Here is a 1,352-nt window from a genome sequence, read left to right as displayed (position 1 = left end):
GGAGGGTGTCAGGATTTTTGTGTGAGGGGCCTACCATGACGATGTTCAGGAGCCCCCATGCCACGCAAGAAAACCCCGCCGGCGGCGAAGCCGGAATCCATTCTCCCCGACGAGCTGCTTGAGAAGCTGATTCCCGGTCCGATGGACGCTGCTGGCGTCGAGGCGGTGTTCCAGAAGCTCAAGAAGGCGGTCATCGAACGCGCCCTGGGCGCCGAGCTGGGCGTGCATCTGGCCAGCCCCGAGGGCGGTCGCGGAAACCACCGCAACGGCCGCAGCGGCAAGACCGTGCTGACCGACGAGGGACCGCTGCGCATTGACGTACCGCGCGATCGCGCCGGCAGCTTCGAGCCCCAGTTGATCCCGAAGCACGAGCGCCGCTTCGCCGGCTTCGACGACCGGATCATCTCGATGTACGCCCGCGGGATGTCGGTGCGGGAGATCCAAGGGCATCTGGCCGAGATGTACGCGGTCGAGGTGTCGCCGGAGTTCATCAGTGCGGTGACGGACGAGGTGATGGCCGAGGTCGGTGCTTGGCAGTCCCGGCCGCTGGAGCCGATGTACCCCGTGGTGTTCTTTGACGCCCTGCGGGTGAAGATCCGCGAGGAGGGCGTGGTGCGGAACAAGGCGGTGTATCTGGCCTTGGGCGTGCTGCCGGACGGCACCCGCGACATCCTGGGCCTGTGGATCGAGAACACGGAGGGCGCCAAGTTCTGGATGAAGGTCTTCAACGACCTGAAGACGCGCGGCACGCAGGACATCCTGATTGGTGTGGCCGACGGCCTGAAGGGCCTGCCAGAGGCCTTGGAAGCCGTGTTTCCGGCGACGACGCTGCAGACCTGCATCGTTCATCTGATCCGCAACAGCCTCGACTACGCGAGCTGGAAGGACCGCAAGGCGCTGGCCGGGGCAATCAAGCCGATCTACACGGCGCCAAGCGCGGAGGCTGCCGAGAGCGCTCTGGACGCGTTTGAGGAAGGCCCTTGGGGCCAACGCTTCCCGACCGTGGTGGCGGCCTGGCGGCGGGCCTGGAGCCGGGTGATTCCGTTCTTCGCGTTCCCGCCCGAGGTTCGGCGGATCATTTATACGACGAACGCCATCGAGAGCGTGCATTCGCGGCTGCGCAAGATCATCAAGAGCCGCGGGCACTTCCCGAGCGACGAGGCCGCGACCAAGCTGATCTGGTTGGCCCTGCGCAACATCACCGCCGACTGGAGCAGAGCAAGCAGGGAATGGAAATCAGCGATGAACCAGTTCGCGATACTGTACGAAGACCGCTTCACCCTCGCGCCGCGCTGAGCGGAACGAGGACACATTCGGAAAACCGCCTCACACACAAAAATTCAGACAGCCCC

At 64.9% G+C, this 1,352-nt stretch carries 1 protein-coding gene; it reads left to right on the top strand.

Annotation, left to right across the window (positions count from 1 at the left end):
• Nucleotides 1-57 precede the first annotated feature (57 nt).
• The gene (locus tag O9255_RS13490; RefSeq protein WP_297867389.1) at nucleotides 58-1,296 is read left to right on the top strand and encodes an IS256 family transposase; all 1,239 of its coding nucleotides are present in this window, start codon (nucleotides 58-60) and stop codon (nucleotides 1,294-1,296) included.
• Nucleotides 1,297-1,352 lie beyond the last annotated feature (56 nt).

This window comes from Silanimonas sp. (assembly GCF_027530345.1).
In the GTDB taxonomy this organism is placed as follows: domain Bacteria; phylum Pseudomonadota; class Gammaproteobacteria; order Xanthomonadales; family Xanthomonadaceae; genus Silanimonas.
This window is presented reverse-complemented; position numbering and strand designations above follow the sequence as displayed.

Coding starts and splice junctions, on each gene's coding strand:
- O9255_RS13490 (WP_297867389.1), top strand. CDS start 58: ATGCCACGCAAGAAAACCCCGCCGGCGGCGAAGCCGGAATCCATTCTC.